Origin of the sequence: Paucibacter aquatile (genome assembly GCF_002885975.1) — a bacterium.
Classification (GTDB): domain Bacteria; phylum Pseudomonadota; class Gammaproteobacteria; order Burkholderiales; family Burkholderiaceae_C; genus Paucibacter_A; species Paucibacter_A aquatilis.
The window spans coordinates 873184-896726 of sequence record NZ_POSP01000003.1; the positions used below are offsets into that span (position 1 = coordinate 873184).

At 67.7% G+C, this 23543-nt stretch carries 17 protein-coding genes; 9 read left to right on the forward strand and 8 right to left on the reverse strand.

Features of this window, described 5'->3' with window-relative positions; all coding sequences use genetic code 11:
• Positions 1–15 precede the first annotated feature (15 nt).
• The 4 genes from C1O66_RS07075 to C1O66_RS07090 form a co-directional block, all read right to left on the reverse strand.
• Positions 16–900 carry a hypothetical protein gene (locus C1O66_RS07075; RefSeq protein WP_133155122.1) on the reverse strand — a complete coding sequence of 295 codons (885 nt, stop codon included), beginning with the start codon at positions 898–900 and terminating at the stop codon, positions 16–18.
• Positions 897–2708 carry a thiamine pyrophosphate-binding protein gene (locus C1O66_RS07080; protein ID WP_102767236.1) on the reverse strand — a complete coding sequence of 604 codons (1812 nt, stop codon included), beginning with the start codon at positions 2706–2708 and terminating at the stop codon, positions 897–899. The genes C1O66_RS07075 and C1O66_RS07080 overlap by 4 nt, the downstream gene beginning before the upstream one ends.
• 126 nt (positions 2709–2834) lie before the next feature.
• Positions 2835–3683 (reverse strand): HNH endonuclease, encoded by an 849-nt coding sequence (locus C1O66_RS07085; RefSeq protein WP_102767237.1) that lies wholly within the window; start codon positions 3681–3683, stop codon positions 2835–2837.
• Between the two features lie 270 nt (positions 3684–3953).
• The gene (locus C1O66_RS07090; protein ID WP_102767238.1) at positions 3954–5225 is read right to left on the reverse strand and encodes an MFS transporter; all 1272 of its coding nucleotides are present in this window, start codon (positions 5223–5225) and stop codon (positions 3954–3956) included.
• 69 nt (positions 5226–5294) lie between these two features.
• Between C1O66_RS07090 and C1O66_RS07095 the strand changes: the two genes are divergently transcribed.
• The 4 genes from C1O66_RS07095 to C1O66_RS07110 all read left to right on the forward strand — a co-directional run bounded on the left by C1O66_RS07095 (position 5295) and on the right by C1O66_RS07110 (position 10112).
• A complete protein-coding gene (locus tag C1O66_RS07095; RefSeq protein ID WP_102767239.1) occupies positions 5295–6137 on the forward strand; it encodes an AraC family transcriptional regulator in 843 nt (280 codons plus the stop codon).
• 80 nt (positions 6138–6217) lie between these two features.
• Positions 6218–7348: a quinolinate synthase NadA gene (gene nadA / locus C1O66_RS07100; protein WP_102767240.1), complete on the forward strand. Its 1131-nt coding sequence runs from the start codon at positions 6218–6220 to the stop codon at positions 7346–7348.
• A gap of 144 nt (positions 7349–7492) precedes the next feature.
• Positions 7493–9697, forward strand: a complete 2205-nt coding sequence (locus C1O66_RS07105; RefSeq protein ID WP_102767241.1) for a TonB-dependent receptor domain-containing protein — start codon at positions 7493–7495, stop codon at positions 9695–9697.
• Positions 9698–9821: 124 nt separating this feature from the next.
• Positions 9822–10112: a late competence development ComFB family protein gene (locus tag C1O66_RS07110; RefSeq protein WP_102767242.1), complete on the forward strand. Its 291-nt coding sequence runs from the start codon at positions 9822–9824 to the stop codon at positions 10110–10112.
• Positions 10113–10130: 18 nt separating this feature from the next.
• Here C1O66_RS07110 and modA read toward each other — a convergent pair whose 3' ends face one another.
• Entirely contained in the window at positions 10131–10880 is a 750-nt protein-coding gene (gene modA / locus C1O66_RS07115) for a molybdate ABC transporter substrate-binding protein (protein ID WP_102769515.1), read from the reverse strand.
• 8 nt (positions 10881–10888) lie between these two features.
• Positions 10889–12526: an L-aspartate oxidase gene (gene nadB, locus C1O66_RS07120; protein WP_102767243.1), complete on the reverse strand. Its 1638-nt coding sequence runs from the start codon at positions 12524–12526 to the stop codon at positions 10889–10891.
• Positions 12527–12830: 304 nt separating this feature from the next.
• Here nadB and C1O66_RS07125 point away from each other — a divergent pair, with 304 nt between their 5' ends.
• Positions 12831–15008, forward strand: a complete 2178-nt coding sequence (locus tag C1O66_RS07125; RefSeq protein ID WP_102767244.1) for a TonB-dependent receptor — start codon at positions 12831–12833, stop codon at positions 15006–15008.
• A 2-nt stretch (positions 15009–15010) separates the two neighbouring features.
• The gene (locus tag C1O66_RS07130; protein ID WP_102767245.1) at positions 15011–16198 is read left to right on the forward strand and encodes a PepSY-associated TM helix domain-containing protein; all 1188 of its coding nucleotides are present in this window, start codon (positions 15011–15013) and stop codon (positions 16196–16198) included.
• A gap of 18 nt (positions 16199–16216) precedes the next feature.
• On the opposite strand, the gene C1O66_RS07135 is transcribed toward C1O66_RS07130, so the two are convergent.
• The gene (locus C1O66_RS07135) at positions 16217–17107 is read right to left on the reverse strand and encodes a sterol desaturase family protein (protein ID WP_102767246.1); all 891 of its coding nucleotides are present in this window, start codon (positions 17105–17107) and stop codon (positions 16217–16219) included.
• A 200-nt stretch (positions 17108–17307) separates the two neighbouring features.
• Between C1O66_RS07135 and C1O66_RS07140 the strand changes: the two genes are divergently transcribed.
• Positions 17308–18324 carry an AraC family transcriptional regulator gene (locus C1O66_RS07140; protein WP_165794515.1) on the forward strand — a complete coding sequence of 339 codons (1017 nt, stop codon included), beginning with the start codon at positions 17308–17310 and terminating at the stop codon, positions 18322–18324.
• The gene (locus tag C1O66_RS07145) at positions 18321–19346 is read left to right on the forward strand and encodes a DUF2804 domain-containing protein (RefSeq protein ID WP_243392731.1); all 1026 of its coding nucleotides are present in this window, start codon (positions 18321–18323) and stop codon (positions 19344–19346) included. Before C1O66_RS07140 ends, C1O66_RS07145 begins: the two co-directional genes overlap by 4 nt.
• Positions 19347–20015: 669 nt before the next feature.
• On the opposite strand, the gene clpB is transcribed toward C1O66_RS07145, so the two are convergent.
• Complete coding sequence (clpB, locus tag C1O66_RS07150) at positions 20016–22622, reverse strand: ATP-dependent chaperone ClpB (protein ID WP_102767248.1); 2607 nt, start codon at positions 22620–22622, stop codon at positions 20016–20018.
• Positions 22623–22802: 180 nt separating this feature from the next.
• On the opposite strand from clpB, the gene C1O66_RS07155 reads away from it, so the two are divergent.
• On the forward strand, positions 22803–23321 hold the full coding sequence (locus C1O66_RS07155) for a DUF1993 domain-containing protein (RefSeq protein WP_102767249.1): 519 nt from the start codon (positions 22803–22805) through the stop codon (positions 23319–23321).
• Positions 23322–23543 lie beyond the last annotated feature (222 nt).

The window sequence follows — 23543 nt, forward strand, 5'->3', positions numbered from 1 at the left end:
GCGCCGCGGTCCTCCTCAGTCCCTCGCCGCCGCATGACTCGGTGGCAATCCGCTCCAGCGCGGCCGCTGCCCGCGCCTGCGCCAGTCGCGATAGATGCCGCGCAGCCAGATGTGCAGGACACCCAGGCCGAAGAGGACGCCCATCAGAAAAACCAGGTAGGAATGGGGCTCGGAATCCAGCAGGCGGCCACTGCCATCCTGCAGTTGCCAGAGTCGAATCACATCGCCCGGCTGGCTCCAAGACGGGAAGCGACCTCGCGCGACGGTGTAAACCCGCTCCTGCTCCCCGCCCTGCTCCAGGCCTTCGGCATCGCGAGGCCGCAAGCGCAGCTGCACATAGGCCTTGCGCCCGCTGCCATGCTCTTCGCGCGCCAGCACCCGCATGTCCAAGGCCTGGGCCTGGCTGCGAAAGCGCTCGTTCTCGCGCAACTCCCAGCAACCCACCAGGATCAGCAAGCCGGGAACGATCATGAGGATCAAGAGCGCGCGCAAGGCGCACCACCAGGTCAGCGCCTCGTCCTCGCGGCGCCCGCCACGCGCATGGCCATCGGGCAGCCAGCGGCGACCGCGGCGCCAGGGCGCCTTGGCATCCCGGCCCTCGCCGCCACAGGCCCAGAAGCCCTGCAAACGCCGCAGCAGCTCGGCCCGGCTGAGGTCATCTCGCTCGGTGCGCAGCAGGCGCTGCTCGGCATCCTCAGCCTCATCATCCAGCAGCTCCAGCTGAAAGCCCGTCGCGGTGCAGCCGGCCGCCTGCAGGCAGCGTCCCGCGGGCGCTTCCAGCACGACAAAACTGCCGGGTTCGCGGGCGCTCCAACTGTCCAGCGCCTGCGCCAGCTCGGCCGCGCTGTGCACCTGACGCCGGCCACCGGGCTCCAGCGTCAGCCACATCGGCGTGCTCAAGATTTCGAGGCGGCCAGGCGCTGCTCGGCGGCGATGCGAATGGCACTCAAGCTGCTGCGGCTGGTGGAGACATCGCTGGACAGGCGCAGATGGATCAGGGTCGGCTGCTCGGGCGCCGCCATCGCGGCCTGCAGGGCGGGCTCGAAGTCCTCGGTGCGCTCCACCCGCGCCGAACGCCAGCCATAGGCCAGGGCCAGGGCGGCGAAATCGGGGTTGTAAAGATCGCTGCCCGAGACCCGGCCCGGGTACTCGCGCTCCTGGTGCATGCGGATGGTGCCGTAAGTGCCGTTGTCGACCACCACGCAGATCAGCCGGCGGGCGCCATAGCCCGTGGCCGTGGCCAGCTCCTGGCCGTTCATCAGAAAGTCGCCATCACCGGCGATGTTGACGACCCAGCGGTCCTCGGGCGCCGGGCCGTCCCAAGCCCGAGGCTCCCCCTCGGGGGGCAGCCGATGCCCTGCATCGGCTTGGGGGCGTGGCGACTGTTGAAGCAAAGCCGCTGCCACCGCTGCCGGCAAGCCATAACCCATGGCGCCGCTGGTCGGCGCCAGCTGGCTGCGGCCATAACGCTGCAAACCGGTGTAGCGGTGGAAGCGGTGCAGCCAGCCGCTGTAATTGCCCGCGCCATTGGTGAAGACCGTGCCCTCGGGCAGGCGCCGGCCCAGGGTCTTGACGACCTCGGCCATGTCCAGCGGGCTGACGGCCTGCGGCAGCAGATTGCCTTGGTAATCGGCGTTCGCCTGCCGGGCCCAGGCACCCCAGGCCACCGACTCGGGCGCCTGCAGCGAGGCCAGGGCCTGGGCGGCGCAGCTCATGCTGGCGTTGATCATCTGATCCGCCGCATAGACGCGGCCCAGCTCTTCGGCGCCGGCATGGAGGTGCACCAAGGTCTGGGCCGGGCGCGGCGCCTGCAGCAAGGTGTAGCCGCCGGTGGTCATCTCGCCCAGGCGCGGGCCCAGGGCGATGACCAGATCGGCCTCACGGATGCGCTGAGCCAGCTTGGGGTTGATGGCGATGCCGACATCGCCGGCATAGAGCGGATGCGCGTTGTCAAACAAATCCTGGAAGCGGAAGGCGCAGCCGACCGGCAGCTGCCAGCCCTCCGCGAACGCCTGCAGTGCGGCGCAGCTCTCGGCCGTCCAGCCGCCGCCGCCGGCAATCACCAGCGGGCGTTGCGCGGCCAGCAGGCGATCGCGCAGCTCGGCCAGGGCGGCGGGGCTGGGGTAGCTCTGCGCCGCCTGCACGCGCGGCAGCACCGGCGCGGCCGTCATCTGGGTCAGCATGTCCTCGGGCAGCACCAGCACCACCGGGCCGGGGCGGCCCTGCAAGGCGGTGTGGAAGGCGCGGGCCACATACTCGGGCAGGCGGTCGGCGTCTTGCACCTCGCCCACCCACTTGGCAAAACCGAGGGTGCCGGGGCCGAACATCTGGCGGTAGTCCAGCTCCTGGAAGGCCTCGCGGTCGCGCTGGTCGCTGGCGACCTGGCCGATGAAGAGAATCATCGGCGTGCTGTCCTGGAAGGCGGTGTGCAGGCCGATGCTGGCGTTCGTCGCACCGGGGCCGCGGGTGACAAAGCAGATGCCGGGGCGGCCGCTCAGCTTGCCCTGCGCCTCGGCCATGAAAGCGGCGCCGCCCTCCTGGCGGCAGGCGATGAAGCGGATGCCGTGCTCGCGGTGCTCATGGAAGCCGTCGAGCACGGCCAGGTAGGACTCGCCTGGCACACCGAAGACACAGGTTACGCCCTGCGCAATCAACGCTTCGACGAGTGCGTGGCCAGCAAGACGTGAGGTATGAGATTTTCTTGTCATCTTGGGACTTTAGTTGGCGTCTCGGCCTACCCTTGAATGATGGTTTACCCGTGCACGCAAGTAGTTCTGCGGCGTGAATCGGGCGGACACCCGCACTGACTGAAGGCTAGCTTCAAGAGGCATTGTCTACTGATGGCTGGCGTCGAACGACGCAGCGCCCTCTGGAGGAACGTACGACGCCAAGTGCGGCAACGACTTCAATTGCCGCCCGGCAACGACACGATAGGCAGGTGCGCCTAAGAAAGAGAACAGCTGCACATCGCAAACCACATACCAAACCCCACCAATCGAAATCGTAAAGACTCGCAGACGGTGAAGTTGCTCCGGCGGCGACTGTTTGCCTAAGGTCTCCTCCGCGCTTCCCACGTAGTGCGCATAGGCCTCCGTTCCAAGGATGACCCCTATCAACGCCGGCTCGAACGCATCGGCACCTGCGATGGCAACCGCTGCAGCGTGGCCAATCTTGGCGACCATCCCGGCCAAGGCCAGGTAATCAAACACCACCTCTTCAACGTGCTGCGAATGTTGTTGAATGGCCAGACGGCGCTTGTAGTCTTGCTGGAAGTTGATCGTCACCACGCGAGCATGAGTCTCTTGACTCGGTGCCCTGCCTTGCAGAAGGGTCGCTTCCTCGAGCATCAGCGTCTTGAATCGATAAGGGTGATTGACGATCGGCACTAGGAACCTCTGCTCGCCCTTCGGCGTCACCGCGATGTATGGCAGCTCGGTAGGTCGCTCCTTCTTTTTCCGACTCGACAGATTCAGGTGAGCACGCAGGTCTGAAAAAAAGCCCCTCGCGCATTGGCGCTCCACGGCCGAAGTAACCGTACTGCAGGCTTCGCAACTTGCCTGCTGGATCACCAAGTTTCCACCGAGAGCGTACGGAATGATGTGTTCTCTGGTCAGCGGGCCATCGTTTCGTCCGCAATAGATGCAACGACCAATACCAGGATAGGAGTTGCCCAAGGTCGCCATTCGTCATCCCCTCCGGACTAGCAGCACTTGCCTACTGTGTATTTGGCGTATCCCTTGGCACACCGAAGACGGTGTCCACACCCTGTGCGATCAGGGCTTCGACCAAGGCATGGCCGGCCAGACGGGGCGCGGTAGTTCCGGGCGCAGCGGCGGAAGAAGAGAGGCTGGGGCTGGAGCTCATGCGCCCCACTGTAAACGCGGCCCAGGCCCCCTCGCCTCTGGGCTTACCCGCCATTGCAGCGGCAAGCCGTCCAGCCTTTTTGTGTCAGATCAAGACCCGCGCCCGCGCCGCACCAGGCTGGCCGCCGACAGGGCCGACAACAAGGCCAGGGCGGCGCCCACAAACACCGCGCCCGGGTGGCCGCCGTCGAGCAGGGCACCGAAGACCGGCGCGGCCGCGGCAAAACCGATGTCCAGGCCCGAGTACACCGTGCCGTAGACCCGGCCCGTGGCGCCCGGCGGCGCGGCGCGCTTGATCAGCATGTCGCGCGAGGGGCCGGCCAGGCCGGTGCCGAAGCCGGCCAGCGCAACGATGAAGCCGGCCAGGGCCGGCACCACCCAGCCGCTGGCAGCCAGGATCAGCAGGGCCGCAGCGATGCTCAGGGCGATGGCGATATTGCGTTCCAGCGAGCTGCCCTTGGCCACCCAGAAGCCGCCGATCACCATGCCGACGGCGCCGCAGAACATATAGCCCGTCACCACGAAGGCCGTGGCCGCCAGCGGCAGGCCGTAGAGCGCGGACAAGGCTGGGCTGGCAAAGCTCTGGATGGCGCTCAAGGAGGCGGTGGTGAAGAGGAAGAAGGAGAAGCACAGCCAGACCGAGGGCAGGCGCAAAAAGGCCAGCGGATGCTCGGGCGCCGGGGCGGCTGCGCCGGCTTTTTCATGCGCCCAGCTGCCGTGGGCGTCGTCAATGGCCTCGCGCTTCCAGGCCAGCACGGCGATCACCGCCAGGCCCAGCAGGGCCGTGCCCAGATAGGCGTAGCGCCAGTTGCCGCTCCAGCTGCTCAGGGCCAGCGCGAACAGCGGCGCCAGGCCCCAACCGATATTGCCCGAGATGCCGTGCACCGAAAACGCATGGCCCAGGCGCGCCGGCGAGACCCGCTTGTTGAGGATGGTGAAGTCCACCGGATGAAAAGGCGAATTGCCCAGCCCCGCCAGCGCCGCCGCCAGCAGCAGCCCGCCAAAACCCTGGGCCAGGCCGGCCGCGGCCGAGGCCGCCACAAAGCAGGCCAGCGCGGCGAACAGGATGGGGCGGGCGCCGCGACGGTCCACCACAAAGCCGGCCAGGGCCTGGCCGATGCCCGAGATCACAAAAAAGGTGGTGACCAAGAGGCCCAGCTGCGAGTAGCTCAGGCCGAAGTCGCGGATGAAGACCGGGAACAGCGGCGGCAACAGCATGTGGAAGAAATGCGAGGTGCCATGGGCCAAGCCGATCAGGCTGATGGTGGCAATGTCACGGCGCTTTTGCTCGGCCGCGGCCTGCTCGGGGGCCAGGCCGGCGGCTGAACTTGAAGGGGTCAGGACTGCAGAAGAGGAATTCATGCCCTCAATGTAGGCGGCCCCTCCCCGGCCGGGTTACGATAGTTCGCCAAAGAGTATTGAATTTCCGCCATGAGACCATCCACCCCTGCTTTGCGAGCCGCAGGCCGCACCAGCCTGCCGCCGCTGGACCCGCAACGCTACGCCCCCAGCGCCGCGCGCCCGGTGCGGGCCAAGGCGCGGCAGATGGAAAGCTGGATGGACATCCACGCCCACCACCACGACTGGGGCCAGCTGGTGTTTTCCATCAGCGGCGTGGTGCGGGTGAACACGCCGGACGCCACCTTTTTGCTGCCGCCTGGGCGGGCGGTCTGGATCCCACCGCTGCGCGAGCATGCGGTCACCGCCGTCGAGCGCGCCGATCTGCGCACGCTCTACCTGCATGCCGCCCCACCCTCCAGCCGGCCCGAGGCCTGGGCCCAGGCCCGGGTGCTGGAGGTGACGCCGCTCTTGCGGGAGCTGGTGCTGCAGCTGGCGCGCGGCGGCGAGAGCCCGCCCGAGCTGGCGGCACAGGAGGCCCAACGCGAGCACTGGATCGCCAGCCTGGTGCTGGACGAGCTGGGCCGGGCCAAGCCTTTGCGCCTGGGCGTGGACCTGCCGCAAGACCCGCGCCTGCGCCGCCTCTGCGAAGCCATTCTGCAAGCGCCGCAACGCCACACCGCCCTGGCCGACTGGGCGGCCGAGGTGGGCGCCAGCGAGCGCACCGTCTCACGCCTGTTCCGCGAACAGCTGGGCAGCAGCTATGCCCGGTGGCGCCAGCAGGTGCTGCTGGCGCAAGCCCTGAGCCTGGCCGCCCGCAAGCGGCCCATGAGCCTGATCGCCGCCGAGCTGGGCTATGCCAGCGCCAGCGCCTTCAGCGCCATGGTCACCCGCACCGTGGGCATGCCGCCGAGCAAGTTCTTTGCCGAGGCCTGAGCAAAGCCCCCTCCGCACCGCGCCCTTCCCTTCACCCTGCGCAGCCGCTGTCCATCGGGCCTGCGCTACCATTTCCGCCCATGACACAGGTACTTTTCGACTACACCCGCCAGGACGCCCAGGGCGACAGCTGCACCGCCCACGCCTGGGCCAAAGTGCCCGCGCCCCTGAACCCCAGCCAAAGACAGGCACTCAAGGCCCGCGCCGCCGAGCTGCTGCGCCAGCACAACGCCGTGCTGGTGGCTCATTACTACGTCGATGGGGACCTGCAAGACCTGGCCCTGGAAACCGGCGGCATCGTCTCCGATTCGCTGGAGATGGCCCGTTTCGGCCGCGACCATGCGGCCCAAACCCTGGTGGTGGCCGGTGTTCGCTTCATGGGCGAAAGCGCCAAGATCCTGAGCCCAGAGAAGCGCGTGCTCATGCCCGATCTGGACGCCACCTGCTCGCTCGATCTGGGCTGCCCGGCCGATGAGTTCGCGGCCTTTTGCAACGCCCACCCGGACCGCCAGGTCGTGGTCTATGCCAACACCAGCGCCGCCGTGAAGGCCCGCGCCGACTGGATGGTGACCAGCTCCTGCGCGCTCGAGATCGTGGCCGATCTGCATGCCAAGGGCCAGAAAATCCTCTGGGCCCCGGATCGCCACCTGGGCCGCTACATCCAGGAGCAGACCGGCGCCGACATGCTGATGTGGAACGGCGCCTGCATCGTCCACGACGAGTTCAAGGGCCTGGAGCTGGACCTGCTGCTCGAGCAGCACCCGGGCGCCATGGTGCTGGTTCACCCCGAGTCGCCCAAGAGTGTGGTCGACAAGGCCGATGTGGTGGGCTCGACTTCGGCCCTGATCAAGGCCGTGGTCGAAGGCACGGCGCAGGAGTACATCGTCGCCACCGACAACGGCATCCTGCACCGCATGCGCCAGCTGGCGCCGGGCAAGACCCTGATCGAAGCCCCCACCGCCGGCAACAGCGCCACCTGCAAGAGCTGCGCGCACTGCCCCTGGATGGCCATGAACGGCTTGCAGAACCTGGTCGACTGCCTGGAGCAGGGCCTGGGCGAGATTCACATCGAAGAAGCGATCCGGGTCGAGGCCCTGGGTTGCATCGACCGCATGCTGGACTTCACCGCCGCGCTCAAGGTGCGCCAGGCGCAGGCCCAGGCGCCGGTTCCCGCTGCTGGCAGCCTGGTGCCCGGCATCGGCGCGGCCTGATTCGGCAGCGACGGCGGCACGCAAGCGGCCGGCCATTAGGGCCCGCCGCGCTTCCAGTTCGTTGGCAGATTGCCCGCTTGGCTTGAGGGCTGAGCTGCTGGACTGCTTTATACTCAAATGATAATAATTCTCATTTGAGTTTTCGTGAAGTCCTTGCTCCCCACCCCCTCGCTGTCTCTTCTCCTCCCCTTGCTGCTGGCCATCCCCGAATCCTTCGCTGCCAGCACCCCTGCCGAACTGGAGCTGCCGCCGGTCACCGTCTACGGCGTGCGCAGCATCAGCCCTGGCAAGACCAGCATCAGCAGCGCCGAGATCGAGCGCCAGCAGGCGCTGACGGTGCAGCAGCTGCTGGACAATCTGCCCGGCGTCGACCTGAACGGCAGCTTCCGCCCCGGTGGCCAGAGCCTCAATATCTGGGGCTTCGGCGATGTCGAGGACATCCGGGTGCAGCTGGACGGCGCCAACAAAGGCTTCGAGAAATACCGCCAGGGCTCCATCTTCATCGAGCCCGAGCTGATCAAGCGCATCACCGTCGATAAGGGCGCGCATTCGGTGCGCTTCGGCAACGGCGGCTTCGGCGGCACCGTGCAGATCGAGAGCAAGGATGCGGCCGACCTGCTGCAACCCGGCCAGCGCCTGGGCGGTCTGGCCAAGCTCGCCTGGCACAGCAATGACGGCCAGCGCCTGGGCTCGGCCAGCGTGTTCGCGCGGGCCGAGGACGAGGCGGCCCTGCCCTGGCAGTTTCTGCTCGCCGTCACCGCCCGCGACTCGGGCAACCAGCGGCGCGCTGACGGCAGCGAGTACGAGTTCTCCAACACCCATGCGCGCTCGGTCCTGGCCAAGCTGAGCCTGCCGATCGGCGAAGCCAAGCTGACCCTGTCCGCCATCGAGGGACGCAGCCAAGCCTGGTCACCCTTTGCAGCCAAGCGCGACGAGATGCCGGCGCCGACAGCGGCCGAGATCGCCAAATACGGCGAGCGCGAGGCCTGGCTGCGCAAGGTCCTGTGGCGCGATCAGCGCGACAGCAGCCAGACGCTGCAGTGGCAGTACGCCCCGGCGGCACAGCCGCTGCTGGACCTGCAGCTGCGCCTGACGCGCTCGTCCAGCGTGCAGGACGACCAACGGCCCGACAGCATCAGCAGCGATTTCGCCGCCAGCCTGGGCAAGCAAAGCCATGCCAGCTACCGCGACCAGCAGTTCGAGCTGAGCAACACCGCCCGCTTTGCCACCGGCGCGCTGGGGCATGAGCTGGCCGCCGGCCTGCAAGTGCAGCGCCACCAGCGCGACACCCTGATGCTGCTGCACACCCGCACGCAGGACGCCAGCTACAACTACGGCTGGCTGCAGCCCTACTACATGCCCAGCGGCCAGCAACGCAGCCTCGCCGGCTGGCTGGAGGATGAGATGCGCTGGGGCCGTTTCAGCCTGAAGCCCGGCCTGCGCTACGAGCAGGTGCGCACCGAAGGCCAGCCCAATCTGGCACCGCGCTACAACGATCCCAAGGCCGGCCATGACTACAGCGCCGCCTGGCACAGCGGCTGGTCCCAGCACCTGGCTGCCAGCTGGCGGGCCAGCGCTGCGGCGAGCTGGTTCGCCGATGCCGGCCGCAGCTGGCGGGCACCGGTGATCGACGAGATGTTCGAGGTCCAGTCGGCCGCGGCCAGCGCGCCGGCGACCAGCCGCGGCCTGCGCAAGGAGCGGGTCACCGCCCTGCGCGGCGGGCTGAAGTTCCAGCAGGCCGACTGGCTCAGCGATGGCGATGCTCTGGCCGCGACCTTCACCGCCTTCCGCAATCTGGTGCACGACAACATCCACAAACGCTTCGGCGTCATGGTGGAGCCCGGCAGCGTGCGGCCCGCGCAGCTGCCCTTCTACCGCAACCTGCCCGGCTACCGCAGCGAGGGCCTGGAAGTGGAGGCGCATTACGAGCAACGCCGCTACTTCATGACAGCCTCGCTGGCCTGGATGGACGGCGAGCACCGGGGCTCGATCCGCGACCCCTGGTCGGCCAAGAACCAGCCGTTGATCGACATCGGCGCGCCCAAGGCGGTGCTGGTGCTGGGCGCCAAATGGCCAGCGCACGGCCTGGCGCTGGGCTGGCAGGGCAAGTTCGTCGGCGCGCAGACCCAAGTGCCGGATGACGAAATCGTGCCCTACGCCCTGCCTGCGGCCAAGGGCTATGCCGTGCACGGCCTGTTCGCCCAATGGCAGGGCCGGGGCCGCTGGGCCGGCAGCCGGATGCAGCTGAGTGTCGACAACCTGTTCAACCGCAGCTACCAGCCCTATCTGGCGGAGGCGGTCTATGCGCCGGGCCGCAATCTGAAGCTGAGCTTCAGCCAGCAGATCTGAGCCACGGGCAAGGATGCGAAATAGCGGCCGGGCGCGGCTTTTTCTGCCACGCCCGGCGTGTAAAAACGTTTATCGTTGCAGGGATCAAGCCGCCCTGCCGGCGAAACGCGGAGACCCCTGCACCATGAGTCAAGATTTCAGCTCGCTTTACAACCACCACGAACGCGAGGTGACGGCCGCCGTGATGGCGCTGGCACACAAATACCCCAGCATCGAGGCCGACAGCGACCTGCTCTGCGACGTGGCCTGCGTGGCCCTGAACCGCCTGCCGCCTCGCTACATCCGCCACGCGGTGGATTTCCTCTTCTACCTGACCGAAAACGAGCGCCGCGAGATCGACGCCGCGATCGAAGAGGCGGTCGACTACGCCTTCAACTTCGTGCAAGCCCGCACCGCCCTGCGCCAGCAGGCCTGAGGGGCGCGGCCTCTCCGTTCAGGGCTTGCGAAAGCCGTGCCGCGCCAGCACCGCCTGGCCGGCCGGAGAGAGCAGGTGGTCGATGAATTTGCGCGCCTCGCTGGCCTTGCTGCTGCCGGCAATGGCCGCAACCGGATAGCGGATGGCCGTTTCGGTCGGCACCGTGAACAGCACCCGGACCTTGTCCTTCTGCGCTAAGGCATCGCTGGCGTAGACAAATCCGGCATCCACCTCGCCGCGCGCCACATAGTCCAGCGCCTGCCGAACATGGATGGCGTAAATGGCTTTGGGCTCCACCACGGCCCAGAGCTTGGCCGACTCCAAGGCCGCCTTGGCATAACGCCCTGCCGGCACGCCCTCAGGCTTGCCCAGCGCCACGCGCTTGACGGCGGGCCGGGCCAGATCGGCCAGGCTGCTCAACGCTGCCCCGCCCTCTGCGGGCGTCACCAGCACCAGCTCATTGCTGACGAAATTGAAGCGGCTTCCCGGGAGCAAGAGCTTCTGCGCCTCTGCCCGGTCCATGGTCTCCTGATCGGCCGTGGCCAGCACATCGACCGGCGCGCCCTTGCTGATCTGGGCCAGCAAGGCATCCGAAGCGGCAAAGTTGAATAGCAGCTTGGTACCCGGGTTCTGCGCCTCGAAAGCCGGCCCCAGCTCCTTGAAGGCATTGCTGAGGCTGGCAGCCGCCGACACCGTCACATCGGCGGCCAGGGCCGCGCCACTCATCAGACCCAAGCCGGCCAGTGCCCATCCGCGAAGGCGCTGCATGATGGCGCTCAACGCTTGGTGGTGCGCAGGCCGCGGTCGGCCACCAGCACCGTGGGGAAGCTGACCGGCAGGGTGCGCGGGTAGTCGCGGCTGTAGTGCAGGCCGCGGCTTTCGTGGCGCAAGAGTGCCGAGCGCACGATCAGCTCGGCGCAATCGACCAGATTGCGCAACTCCAGCAGGTCACGGGTGACGCGGAAATTGGCGTAGTAATCGTCAATCTCAGCGCGCAGCAGATGGATGCGGTGCAGGGCCCGCTCCAGGCGCTTGGTGGTGCGCACGATGCCGACGTAGTTCCACATCAGCAAGCGGATCTCGTCCCAGTTGTGGGCGATGACGACCTGCTCGTCGGCGTCTTCGACCTGGCTCTCGTCCCAGGCGGGCAGTGGCGCGGGCGGCAGATCGGGCAGGCCGAGGATGTGCTCGGCGCAGGTCTGGCCCAGCACCACGCATTCCAGCAGCGAGTTGCTGGCCAGGCGGTTGGCGCCGTGCAGGCCGGTGTAGGCGGTTTCGCCCACGGCATAGAGCCCGGGCAGATCACAGCAGGCCTGCAGATCGGTGACGGCGCCGCCGCAGGTGAAATGCACGGCCGGCACGACCGGGATCTTCTGCCGCGCGATGTCGATGCCCAAAGCGAGGCAGCGCGCATGCACGGTCGGGAAATGTTCCTTCAAAAACGCCTCGCCCAGATGGGTGGCGTCCAGCCAGACATGGTCGACGCCATGCTTTTTCATCTCAAAGTCAATCGCGCGGGCGACGATATCGCGCGGCGCCAGCTCCATGCGCTCGTCATGCGCGGCCATGAAGCGGCCGCCGCCAACATGGTCGGGCAGCACCAGATGGCCGCCCTCGCCGCGCAGCGCTTCCGTGATCAGGAAGCTGCGCTCTTGCGGGTGGTAGAGGCAGGTCGGGTGGAACTGGATGAACTCCATATTCGCCACCCGGCAGCCGGCGCGCCAGGCCATGGCGATGCCATCGCCGGTGGAGGTGTCGGGGTTGGTGGTGTAGCGGTAGACCTTGCCGGCGCCGCCGGTGGCCAGCACCACGGCGCGCGCGGCCAGGGCCTCGACGCGCTGGGTGTCGATATTGAGCGCATAGATGCCGTAGCAGCGCGGCTCTTCCTCTCGCTGCACATGGCGTGAGGTGATCAGGTCCAGCGCCATCCAGCGCTCACGCAGGTCGATATGGGGGTGAGCCTGAGCGGCGGCCAGCAGCTGCTCGTGGATGGCCTTGCCCGTGGCGTCCGCCGCGTGGGCGATGCGGCGCACGGCATGGCCGCCTTCGCGGGTGAGGTGAAGGCCCAGCGGGCCTTCTTCGTCGGCGGTGAAGGGCACGCCCTGATTGACCAGCCACTCGACGGCCTTGGCGCTGCGCTCGGCGATGAAGCGGGCCGTGTCTTCATCCACCAGGCCGGCGCCGGCGTCGCGGGTGTCGCGCACATGAGAGTCGATGCTGTCATCGCTGCCCAGCACGCCGACGATGCCGCCCTGCGCCCAGGCGGTGGCGCCCTCGCCCAGTTGGCGCTTGGCCAGCACCACCACGGGCACGCGGTCGGCCAGGTGGAGCGCAGTGGTCAGGCCGGCCAGACCCGCGCCGACGATGACCACGGGGAGCGAAGTGTCCGGATTCGGCATAGCGGCAGATGTCATGAAATCGAAAGAAAAACGCCCCGTCTCGGCGGGGCGCTGAGAAATCAGCGTGGGCCATTCTAGGAGGCGCAGGGGAGACCGCTGTGCGGCAGGGGCGGAAGCCGGGCCGAGCCTGCAGTCAATTGCGCCTCGTCCAACATTAAATGCGAATTGTTCGCATTTATCAATCTACAATGCGCGGCAACGTTGGTCGGGCCACCTGGGCTTGGCCAAGCCCAGGCCTCAAACGTCAGGCCCGCAGCTCGCGGGTCTTGGCGGCTCCTCTTTTTTCTTCTCGTTCGCGCTTTTTCTCCCCTCCCTCTTCATGTCACGCCCTCCCCGCTCCGCCCGCCACACCTCCGCCCTTCGTTTCACCCCTCACGCCCTCGCCCTCGCCGCCAGCCTGTGCAGCGCTGCCGCCGCCAGCCAGGCGCAAACGCTGCCCGAAGAGGCGCCCGCCAGCTCGGTGCAGCAGTTGGAACGCACCGTCGTCACCGCCACACGCAGCAGCAAGGCGCTGGAAAAAATCCCCGGCGCGGTCAGCGTGATCGGCCGCCAGGACATCGAGACCCAAAGCCTGATCAGCGAAGACCCCAGCCAGCTGCTGACCCTGCAGATCCCGGGTTATGCGCCGGCGCGGCAGAAGATGAGCAACTTCGGCGAGGGCCTGCGCGGCCGCACCGCCCTGCTTTTGCTGGACGGCATTCCGCAGACCAACCCGCTGCGCTTCGGCGGCCGCGAGGGTTACTTCGCCGACCCGATGATCGTGGAGCGCATCGAGGTGGTCAGCGGCGCTTCGGCGGCCCAGGGCATGGGCGCCACCGGCGGCATCATCAACACCATCACCCGCAGCCCGCGCCGGGTCGGCACCCAACACCTGCTGGAGCTGAAATTCGGCAGCCAAGGCCACAGCGACAGCAGCAGCTGGAAAACCGGCTACCGCCTGGAACACCTGAGCGAGGGCCCCGATCCCTGGAGTGCCCTGGTCTACCTCGGCCAGCGTTCGCAAGATGTGGGCGTGGACGGTGAGGGCCGCATGCTGGCCACCGAATCCCTGCACCGGGCCAACGACGCCTTCATCAAGCTGGGCCAGCGCCTCGGCGACCAAGAGCTGCAGCTGATGTTCAACCAGTTCACCGCCCATGGCTTCGAGGACTGGGTCGATGTGCCGGGGGACCGCGCCCGCGAGCTGCCCGCTTCCTCCAAGCCGGGCCGGCTGGACTACCAGCCGCTCTACAACCGCAGCCGCTCGGCCAGCCTGAGCTGGAGCCACGCCGATCTGGCCCAGGGCCAGGCACAGCTGCAGCTGTTCGCCCAGCGCTTTGCCGCACGCTACAGCGGCGGCGTGATCGCCACCTTCCAGGACGCAGCCATTGCGCCGCTGAACACCCTGGTCGACCAGAGCCAGATCGAAGCCCGCAAATGGGGCCTGCGCGCCAGCTGGGTGCGCCAGGATTTGTGGACCCCGGGCCTGGAACTGACCCTGGGCCTGGACGTGCTGGACGATGTCTCGCAGCAAGACCTGACCCTGACCGGCCGTGCCTGGGTGCCGCCGCTCAAGTTCCGCAGCACCGCGCCTTTTGCCCAGCTGGAGTACGAGTTCGGCCCCTTGACCCTGCGCGGCGGCCTGCGTGACGAGCACACCCAGCTGCAGGTGGACAGCTACAACACCCTGGCTTTTTACGGCAAGCCGCGCGTGCAAGGCGGCGAGCGCCGCGCCAGCGAGATGGTCAAGAGCCTGGGCGCGGTCTGGCGCTTTGGCCGCAGCGGCTGGTCCAGCTTTGTGGCCTACAACGAGGGCTTCGGCCCGCCGGATGTGGGCCTGATCTTGCGTGCCGTCAAGGCCGCGAACAGCTCGGTCACCGACCTGGTGGATCTGCAGCCCATCGTCACCCAGAACCGAGAGCTGGGCCTGGCCTGGCGCGGCCGGCAGGCCAGCGTCTCGGCCTCGGTCTACGAATCGCGCTCCGACCTGGGCAGCCAGCTGATCGTCAGCAATGGCATCGGCACCGTGCAGCGCGTGCCCATCACCGTGCGCGGCGTGGAAGTGAGCGGCGAATGGCGGCCGAGCGAGCAGCTCAAGCTCAGCAGCAGCTATGCCCGCACCCGCGGCCGCACGTCCAGCACCAGCAATGGCGGCGCGCTCGATCTGGACCTGGGCGCCCGCTCGCAAGGGCCGGACAAATGGGTGGCCGCCGCCACCTGGCAGTTCGCCCCGCAATGGAGCAGCCAGCTGAGCCTGCAGCGGCAGCTGCCGCGGCATGCCAATGTCGGCAAGTTCTCGGGCAAGACCTCGCTGGAAGAGCACTTCAAGGGCGTCACCCTGGTCGATGCCTCCTTGAGCTGGAACACGGCACAAGGCCAGTGGAGCGCCGGCGTCGAGAACCTGTTCAACCGCCAGTACGTCACCTACTACAGCCAGGCCCACTACGCCGGCACGGGCGAAGACTTCTACGCCGGCCGCGGCCGCGGCCTGAGCCTGAGCTGGCGCCGCCCCTTCTGAACGTGGAGACGCTGCACATCATGCAAGGCCAGGCCCGGCGCTGGAACGCTCGCAAGCTCTGGGTCTGGCTGCACCGCTGGGTGTCGCTGGCGGCTGGCCTCTTGCTGGTGCTGCTGGGCCTGAGCGGCAGCGCCCTGGTCTGGCGCGCCGAGCTGGACGCGGTACTCAACCCGGCCTGGTTGCAGGCGCGGCCGGACTGCGCCACGGCCGAAACCGCCCAAGAAGCGGAGCCCATCCGCCGCGTGCTGCAGCGGCTGGCCGAGCATGCGCCCGGCCGCAAGCCGGCCCTGATCGTAGCGCCAGCCCAGCCGGGCGCCGCCTACCAGGTGTGGGAGCGTCGCGACCCGCAGACCGGCTGGCGCCGCGAGCATTTCATCGATGCCCGCTGCGGGCTCTACCTCGGCCACCGCGACCGCGGCGCCGTGCGCTGGGACGCCGCCCATTTGATGCCCACGCTGTTCGAGCTGCACCGCTACCTGCTCAGCGGCGACCGTGGCGAGACGGTGGTCGGCATCGGCGGACTGCTGCTGCTCGGCCTGGGCCTCTCGGGCATCTGGCTGGCCTGGCCGGCGCGCCCCAGCTGGCGCAGCTGGCGGCAGGCGCTGAGCATCAAGACGGGGGCATCGACCGCACGCACCTGGTTCGATGTCCACCGCGCCGTGGGCCTGTGGATGGCGCCGGTGCTGATCGTGCTGAGCCTCACCGGCGCGGCCCTGGCGTTTGGCGAGAGCACGCGCGCCCTGGTCGGCAGCGTGCTGCCGGTGCAGAACTGGCCCAAGCTCAAGCCATCAGCGCAGCCTGCGGCAGCAAGCACCGACTGGGACTACGACGCCCTGGCCCGCGCCGCCGAAGCGCAGTTCCCCGCCGGCCAGGCACGCTGGACACGCATCACCCTGGCCAAGGCCTCCGAAGGCCAGACGGAGCTGCGCCTGCTGCAGCAGGGCGAGTGGCGCAAGGACACCGGCAGCACCCGGCTGCGACTGAATCTTCAAGGCCAGCCGCAGGCCCGGCACGACCCGCTGCACACCGCGGCGGGCAACCAGGTGCTGGATTTCATCTACCCCCTGCACAAGGGCGAAGCCTTGGGCCTGGGCGCGCGCCTGCTGTGGACGCTGTTCGGCCTGGTGCCGGCGCTGTTGCTGGGCAGCGGCGTTTTCTTGTGGCTGCGGCGCCGGGCGGCGCGCGCCTGAGCCCGCTGCGGCGGCAACTCAGCGCGCATCGGCCCCATCGCCGAGCCGCCGCCATTCCGGCGGCGCCCAGAGATGCTTGAGGGCCAGCCACAGGCTGCGCTCACGCCGCATGTCCGCGAACATGGCCGCCCATTCGTGGGCATTGAGCCAGAAAAGGTTGTGGGTCTCGACCGGGTGCTGCAGGCCGTAGTCCACCGGCTCCTCTTCGGGCACAAAGGTACCGAAAAGCCGGTCGAACACGATCAACATGCCGCCAAAGTTGCGGTCGATGTAGACCGGGTTGCGGCCATGATGGGCGCGGTGGTGCGAGGGGGTATTGAAGAGCCACTCAAACCAGGCCGGCATGCGATCGACCCACTGGGTGTGGACGAAGAACTGGTAGCCCAGATTGAGCGAGAGCGCGAACAGCACCCAGCGCGGCTCGAAACCCAACCAGACCATGGGCGTGTAGAACAACCAGTTGCCGGCGATGGGATAGAACCAGCTCTGCCGCAGCGCCGTGGTGAAGTTCATCTGTTCCGAACCATGGTGCACCACATGGGCGCACCAGAACCATCGGATGCGGTGGCTGGCACGGTGGAACCAGTAGTAGAGGAACTCCACCGCCAGAAACAGGCCGATGAAGTTCAGCGGCGTCACCTCGAGGGTGAACAGCCGGTGCTGGTAGATCCAGCCCATGGCCGGCAGCACCCAAACGGCCAGCAGGACCAGATCGACGAAGAGATAGCTGCCGCCGCTGTTCATGCTGTCCAGGGTGTCGCGCCAGCGGTAGACACGGCGCTGGCGCAGGCGCCAGGCCTCCAGGGCGATAAAAACCATGAAGAGCGGCGAGAGCAGCAGCAGGGTCAGGTCGCGCCAGTCGCCATGGCGGAGATAGAGCTGCTGGAAAAAGTCGATCAGGGCGTCCATGGGGTCAACAGAAAACCGCGGCAACCCACATGATGCGCCGCACCGCAGGCACCGGCTTGACGGACATGGCCAATCACTTGACCGATCGCGCCAAAACCGCGGCGCCCTGGCGTTTGTCCGGAGCGCCGCCGCATGCGGCTCGGGCATCATCGCGGCCAGTTTCCCGAGACATACCGCCTGTTCATCCCCCCAATTTGCCCATGACTGAAGCCCGCGTTGCCGCCAGCTATGTGCAGCTGCTCTACGAGCATCTGGCCGCACTCGGCCTCGACGCAGCCGCCCTGCTGGGCCCAGGCCCGGCCGCGGGCGAACATTTCGTGGTCTTGAAGCGCTGGCAGGCCTTGCTGCAGCGCGCCCAAGCCTTGGACCCCGGCCCGCCGGCCACCTTTGCGCTGCGACTGGGCCGCGGCATCAGCCCGCGGCATTTCGGCGTGATCGGCTATGCCGCCCTGGCCTGCGGCACCCTGGCCCAAGCGCTGCAGCGATTGGAACGCCACCACCGCTCGGTCTACGACGTCAACCAGGCCCAGGTCGAGCTGGGTCCGGACGGCCTGCACATCGTCTGGGGCGTGGAGCGCGGCCGGCCCGGCCCCTTGGTGGACGAGACCGCGCTGGCCGCCTTGATGCACCTGACGCGTGATTTGAGCGGCAAGCCACTGCGCGCCCTGGGCGTGGATTTCGTCAACCCTCGGCCGGCCGATGTGAAGCCCTACGAGGCCTACTTCGGCGGCCCGGTACGCTTTGCCCAGCCGCTCACCCGCCTGACCCTGGCCCATGCGGACCTGGCCCTGCCCTTGCGAGCCTCGGACAGCGCCTTGCTGGCCCTGCTGGACGAGCAGGCCGAGCGCTTGCTGCAGGAGCTGGGCACCCACCAAGCCCTGAGCGAACCGCTGGCCCTGTGGCGCCACACCTTGATCGGCCTGATCCGCTCGGGCCGCACGGCCCTGGCCGACCTGGCCCAAGCCCTGCACCTGAGCCCGCGCAGCCTGCAGCGCCGGCTGAGCGAGCAAGGCAGCAGCTTCCAAACCCTGCTGGACCAAACCCGCCAGCAGCTGGCCGAAGCGTATCTGCGCGACCCCGAGCTGGAGCTCAGCGAGGTGGCCGGCCTGCTGGGCTACTCAGAGCACAGCGCCCTGAGCCGCGCCTTCCGGCAGTGGACGGGGCAGACGCCGCAGGAATGGCGGCGCACACAGGATGCCAAGGTGCGTCGCGGATGAAGCCCATCCATTTGCACTCCGCGCCAGCCGGCCTGGTCTTGAACGGCGCCCCCGCCACGGGGCGCTATGCCGGCCAGCTGGACCTCGGCTTTGACTGGCGCGGCCTGCAGCCCCCGCACGCACGCAGCTGGCTGTGGCGCCGGCTGCATCACAAGCGCTGGCTTTACCTGGGCCTCGGTGACGAGCGGGTGTTCATCGGCCTGGCCGTGGTCGATGTCGGCTGGACCGCAACGGCCTTCGCCTACCTGTTCGACCGGCAGCAAGCCCGCCTGCGCGTGGACTGGAGCCAGGATGGTCTGCCGGGCCTGCAGGCGCACGTGGCCGATGCGCCGTTCGCAGCCGGCAGCGTCACCCGCTTCCGCGGCCCAGGCGCGCGCATCAGCCTGAGCCGTGATTCGGGTCAGCTGATGCAGGTCCAGCTCGACACGCCACAGTTTCAGCTGGACGCGCAACTGGATCTCTCCCACTTGGCGCCCCCACTGCTGGCCATCGGCCCCATCGCCGATGGCGGCGTGGCCCATGCCACGCTGAAAACCAGCGCCCTGCCTTTGCGCGGCCAGGCGCGCTTGCGCGGCGCTGCCGGGCATGAGGATCTGAGCCTGGACCAGGCCTGGGGCGCGCTCGACGCCTCCAACGGCCTGCTGGCACGCCACACCGCCTGGCGCTGGGCCAGCGCCCACGGGCCCGGGCTGGGCTTCAATCTGCAGCAGGGCTATTTCGGTGGGCAGGAAAACGCGCTGTGGCTGGACGGTCAGCTCATCCCGCTCGGCGCCGCCCAGTTCGCCTTCGACGCGGCCCGGCCCCTTCAGCCCTGGCAAGTGCGCACGGACGACGGCCTGCTCGACTTGCAGTTCCAGCCCGAAGGCGCCCGTCAGGACGCCCGCCACCTCGGTTTCGCCGCCAGCAACTATGTGCAGCCGGTCGGCCGCTTCAGCGGCTGGGTGCGAGCATCACCCGATGACCCCAAGCGCGAGGTTCACCAGCTGCTGGGCGTGACCGAGGACCATCGGTCGATGTGGTGATCCGAGAGCTGGGATGGCAGTGAACGGCACATTGCGAACCTCCGCTGTCTTGATCTTTCCCGCTGCGGTGTCTCGGCCCGCCGCCGGGCTCATGGTTCGCGGGTCGGCTCTTCGAGCCGACTCCCCTCGGTGCTCACTGCGCGACTCAGCGGCGCCAAACTCCCTCCGTTCGCTGCGCTCACTGTGGTCAAACAGTGGCGCCGAGTCAGAGCTTGAAGCGCGCCTGAAGCAAACTTCGGCGCGCGCCTGAGCCGCTCCGCTGCGCCCTCGGCCGCGCACAAATCGCCCGTCGGCGGGCCGAGCCACCTCCGGAGATGGCGTGTTCCACCGTGGATGAGGCAGATCGATCGCGATGCAAGCGCCCTACAGCCCGTGCCGCTGCCGGGCGATTTGTGAAGGGCCGAGCAGCACAGCGCCTCGGGGCGCGCACGTACTCGTGCGCTTCAAGTTCTGACTTGGCGCTTCTGTCTGAACGAAGCGAACGCAGGGAGCGAAGTGAGTTATGCGCCAGCCCCGAGGCGCGAGCAGCGCAGGGAAGTCGGCCCGTCAGGGCCGACCCCGGAACCATGAGCCCGGTGGCGGCACGGGCTGCAGGGCCTCACGAAAAAGACCAGCAGCTGCTCTGTGCCGCTGGCAGTCCCTCGCAGAGCGAGTGGGGCCGCCACGCACTCAATGGACCACGCGCCCGAACTGGAACTCACCGTCCTGCACATCGACCGGGATCACATCCTTGGGGCCGAAGCGGCCTTGCAGGATGAGCTTGGACAGCGGGTTCTCGACGCGCTGCTGGATGGCGCGCTTGAGCGGGCGGGCGCCAAACACAGGGTCGAAGCCGACCTTGGCCAATTCGTCCAAGGCCGCCGGGCTGACGTCGAGCTTCATCTCCAGCTTCTCCAAACGCTGCTCCAGGATCTGCAGCTGGATCTTGGCAATGGAGGCAATGTGCTTGGCGTCCAGCGCATGGAAGACCACGGTCTCGTCGATGCGGTTGAGGAACTCGGGGCGGAAATGCGCCTTGACCTCGCCCCAGACGGCGTCCTTGATGACTTCGCTCGATTCACCGGCCAAGGCCATGATCTGCTGAGATCCCAGGTTGCTGGTCATCACGATCACCGTGTTCTTGAAGTCCACGGTGCGGCCCTGGCCATCGGTCAAGCGGCCATCGTCCAGCACCTGCAAGAGCACATTGAAGACGTCGGGATGGGCCTTCTCGACCTCGTCCAGCAGCAGCACGCTGTAGGGCTTGCGGCGCACGGCCTCGGTCAGGTAGCCGCCTTCGTCATAGCCCACATAGCCCGGAGGGGCGCCGATCAGGCGCGACACCGAGTGTTTCTCCATGAACTCGCTCATGTCCATGCGGATCAGGTGCTCTTCGCTGTCGAACAGGAAGCCGGCCAGCGCTTTGCACAGCTCGGTCTTGCCCACGCCGGTGGGGCCCAGGAAGAGGAAGCTGCCCAGGGGGCGGTTGGGGTCGGACAGGCCGGCGCGCGAGCGGCGGATGGCATCGGCCACCGCGGTGATGGCCTCATCCTGGCCGACCACGCGTTGGTGCAGTTTGGCTTCCATCTGCAAGAGCTTGTCGCGCTCACCCTGCATCAGCTTGGACACCGGGATGCCGGTGGCACGGGCCACCACTTCGGCGATCTCTTCGGCGCCGACCATGGTGCGCAGCAGCTGCGGGCGCGAAGTCCCTTCCTTGCCTGATTTGGCCTTGCCGGCCTCCTTGGCCTGGGCCTCCTTCAGGCCCTTTTCCAGCTCGGGCAGGCGGCCGTATTGCAGCTCGGCGACCTTGTTGAAATCGCCCTTGCGCTTGAGCTCCTCGATCTGCTGCTTGATGCGGTCGATCTCTTCCTTGACGTGGGCACTGCCCTGGGCCTGCGCCTTCTCGGCGGTCCAGATCTCTTCCAGGTCGTTGTACTCGCGCTGCAGCTTGAGCAGCTCTTCCTCGATCAGTTCGAAGCGCTTGATCGAGCCTTCGTCCTTCTCGCGGCGCACGGCCTCGCGCTCGATCTTGAGCTGGATCATGCGGCGATCGAGCTTGTCCATCACCTCGGGCTTCGAGTCGATCTCGATCTTGATCTTGGCGGCGGCCTCGTCGATCAGGTCGATGGCCTTGTCGGGCAAGAAGCGATCGGTGATGTAGCGGTGGCTCAGTTCCGCCGCGGCGATGATGGCCGGGTCGGTGATCTCCACGCCGTGGTGAACCTCATACTTTTCCTGCAGACCGCGCAGGATGGCGATGGTGGCTTCCACCGTCGGCTCATCGACCAGCACCTTCTGGAAACGGCGCTCCAGGGCGGCGTCCTTCTCCACATACTTGCGGTACTCGTCCAAGGTGGTCGCGCCGATGCAATGCAGCTCGCCGCGGGCCAGGGCCGGCTTGAGCATATTGCCGGCGTCGATGGCGCCCTCGGCCTTGCCGGCGCCGACCATGGTGTGGATCTCGTCGATGAAGAGAATCGTCTGGCCTTCGTCCTGCGCCACTTCCTTGAGCACGGACTTCAGACGTTCCTCAAAATCTCCACGGTACTTGGCGCCAGCCAGCAGCAAGGCCATGTCCAGCACCAGCACGCGCTTGTTCTTCAGGGAATCGGGCACCTCGCCGTTGACGATGCGCTGGGCCAGGCCTTCGACGATGGCGGTCTTGCCCACGCCCGGCTCGCCAATCAGCACCGGGTTGTTCTTGCTGCGGCGCTGCAGCACCTGGATGGCGCGGCGGATCTCGTCATCGCGGCCGATCACCGGGTCCAGCTTGCCTTCGCGGGCGCGCTCGGTCAGATCGAGCGTGTACTTCTTGAGCGCTTCGCGGTTTCCTTCGGACTCCTGGCTGTCGACCTTCTGGCCGCCACGCACCGCCTCGATGGCGGCTTCCAGCGATTTGCGGCTCAGGCCATGACCACGCGCGATGCCGGCCAGATCGGTTTTGGCATCAGCCAAGGCCAGCAGAAACATCTCGCTGGCGATGAAGTGATCGCCGCGCTTGGAGGCCTCTTTCTCGGCCGCCTGCAGCAAGGCCACCAGGTCGCGCCCGGCGCTGACCTGCTGGCCTTCGCCCTGCACCTGGGGCAGGCCGGCGATGATGCTGTCGAGCGCGGTCTTGAGCGCCGACACCTTGACGCCGGAACGCTCCAGCAAGGCTTTGGGGCCGTCCTCCTGCGCCAACATGGCGCTCAGCACATGGGCGGGCTCCATGTACGGGTTGTCGCGGGTGATGGCCAGGCTCTGAGCCTCGCCCAAGGCTTCTTGGAAACGGGTGGTGAACTTGTCTGCACGCATGGGATGAATCCTCCGTTGCTCGGACAGCTGAGGCCATAGACCCGGCTTTCAAGAGGCCCGCGGCGCAGAGCGCGGCTTCTAGGGGGAGTGCTCCAGCGAGGGGCTTGCCACCGACGGCACGCAGCGAGCGGCACAATCGCCGCCGCAATCCTGTCAGCCGCCCTGCCTGCCTTCCACACCATGAACCCGCCCCAGCTCTACACCGCCAGCGTGCCCGTGTTCCAACGCTACCTCAGGCAGCTGAGCCTGATGCTTGATGCAGCTCAAGCCGAAGTCACGAAGGGCCGCGTCAACGAGGCCCAGCTGCTGGAAGCGCGCCTGGCGCCGGACATGCTGCCGCTGCATTTGCAGGTGCAGATCGCCGCAGGATTTGTCCTGCGCGCCTGCGCCCCGCTGCAAGGGCTGCCCGTGCCACCACTGGGCAGCCCGGCGCCCGGTCTGGACGGCCTACAAGCCCTGCTGCGCGAGCGTCAAAGCTACCTCGACACCCTGCCTGCCGAAGCCTTCCGAGGTGCCGAAGCGCGGGTGATCGGCAGTGACGCCGGCCGAGCGCAGTTGCAACTGCCCGCCACCGAGTTTCTGCAGCACTTCGCCCTGCCCAATTTTTTCTTCCACATAAGCTGCGCTTACGCCTTGCTGCGCCAGAGCGGCGTGCCCCTGGGCAAGCAGGACTTTGACGGTTTGCATCGCTACCGTTAGCCCCTGAACCAGCGCGCCCGATGTCCGGGGCAACGCTGCCTGTCCTTCGCGTGAGCGACGACACCCAAGGCTTGTCCGCGAGCCCCCTAACTTGAAGTTCGTCCGGCCCTGACGTCCTTGCCGCATGTCCGTCTCTGAGGGGTCGGCGCGCTCAAGGCGTGGGCGAAGGGACTGGCGGCCGTTTCACAGGCCCAACCTCATTCGCCTGTTCATGGCCATGAC